The organism is Acinetobacter sp. YH12249, assembly GCF_013417475.1.
In the GTDB taxonomy this organism is placed as follows: Bacteria; Pseudomonadota; Gammaproteobacteria; order Pseudomonadales; family Moraxellaceae; genus Acinetobacter.
On record NZ_VPDX01000071.1, the window covers coordinates 1 to 1,736 of the forward strand.

General features: G+C 57.1%; 2 protein-coding genes. Both read left to right on the plus strand.

From position 1 onward, the window contains the following. The first annotated feature begins 195 nt into the window (after positions 1–195). Positions 196–1,410, plus strand: a complete 1,215-nt coding sequence (floR, locus tag FTV25_RS15915) for a chloramphenicol/florfenicol efflux MFS transporter FloR (protein ID WP_000214122.1) — start codon at positions 196–198, stop codon at positions 1,408–1,410. A 27-nt stretch (positions 1,411–1,437) separates the two neighbouring features. Next, the coding region (locus tag FTV25_RS15920) for a LysR family transcriptional regulator (RefSeq protein ID WP_001255014.1) at positions 1,438–1,736 on the plus strand (299 nt) is incomplete at its 3' end.

Below are 1,736 nucleotides of genomic sequence, written 5' to 3' on the forward strand. Positions count from 1 at the left end.
AAGCAAAAGATAATCGGATAAAATGTAGCAATTCATATTCGTAAGCGTGGAGTAATCAGATGGGAAATTCCAAGTCAGCAGACAAGTAAGCCGCAACAACCAGTATTGTTGTTGCGGCGCTCTGTAAGGCTAGTCTCATCTGATTGCTGACGAGCAGACGTCGCCCGGTATTCCTTAATCGAGGGTTGATTCGTCATGACCACCACACGCCCCGCGTGGGCCTATACGCTGCCGGCAGCACTGCTGCTGATGGCTCCTTTCGACATCCTCGCTTCACTGGCGATGGATATTTATCTCCCTGTCGTTCCAGCGATGCCCGGCATCCTGAACACGACGCCCGCTATGATCCAACTCACGTTGAGCCTCTATATGGTGATGCTCGGCGTGGGCCAGGTGATTTTTGGTCCGCTCTCAGACAGAATCGGGCGACGGCCAATTCTACTTGCGGGCGCAACGGCTTTCGTCATTGCGTCTCTGGGAGCAGCTTGGTCTTCAACTGCACCGGCCTTTGTCGCTTTCCGTCTACTTCAAGCAGTGGGCGCGTCGGCCATGCTGGTGGCGACGTTCGCGACGGTTCGCGACGTTTATGCCAACCGTCCTGAGGGTGTCGTCATCTACGGCCTTTTCAGTTCGATGCTGGCGTTCGTGCCTGCGCTCGGCCCTATCGCCGGAGTATTGATCGGCGAGTTCTTGGGATGGCAGGCGATATTCATTACTTTGGCTATACTGGCGATGCTCGCACTCCTAAATGCGGGTTTCAGGTGGCACGAAACCCGCCCTCTGGATCAAGTCAAGACGCGCCGATCTGTCTTGCCGATCTTCGCGAGTCCGGCTTTTTGGGTTTACACTGTCGGCTTTAGCGCCGGTATGGGCACCTACTTCGTCTTCTTCTCGACGGCTCCCCGTGTGCTCATAGGCCAAGCGGAATATTCCGAGATCGGATTCAGCTTTGCCTTCGCCACTGTCGCGCTTGTAATGATCGTGACAACCCGTTTCGCGAAGTCCTTTGTCGCCAGATGGGGCATCGCAGGATGCGTGGCGCGTGGGATGGCGTTGCTTGTTTGCGGAGCGGTCCTGTTGGGGATCGGCGAACTTTACGGCTCGCCGTCATTCCTCACCTTCATCCTACCGATGTGGGTTGTCGCGGTCGGTATTGTCTTCACGGTGTCCGTTACCGCGAACGGCGCTTTGGCAGAGTTCGACGACATCGCGGGATCAGCGGTCGCGTTCTACTTCTGCGTTCAAAGCCTGATAGTCAGCATTGTCGGGACATTGGCGGTGGCACTTTTAAACGGTGACACAGCGTGGCCCGTGATCTGTTACGCCACGGCGATGGCGGTACTGGTTTCGTTGGGGCTGGTGCTCCTTCGGCTCCGTGGGGCTGCCACCGAGAAGTCGCCAGTCGTCTAACCGACGACTGGTAGCAGGCCCGCTCCGATGCGGCGCACTAACCATCGAAACCTCGTGAATGTCGGTATCCTGTCTGGCAGGATACCGCTCATTTCCCTTGTTCAGTTCATCGCCGTCGCCGAGCATCTGAATTTTCGGCATGCGGCCAAGGCACTTGGTATCAGCCAGTCGAGCGTCAGCGCGCGTGTGAAAGCGCTGGAGGATAACCTTGGTGTCCTGCTATTTGAGCGCCATGCGCGGGGCGTTCGGCTAACAGACGCAGGCAGGCACTTCATGGAGCGTGTCACGGCGGGTGTCGATCAACTCGATCACGCAGTGAAGACCGC

What these genes read in the sequence shown, in the direction of transcription:
- floR (WP_000214122.1), top strand. Translation starts at nt 196, where the DNA reads ATGACCACCACACGCCCCGCGTGGGCCTATACGCTGCCGGCAGCACTG.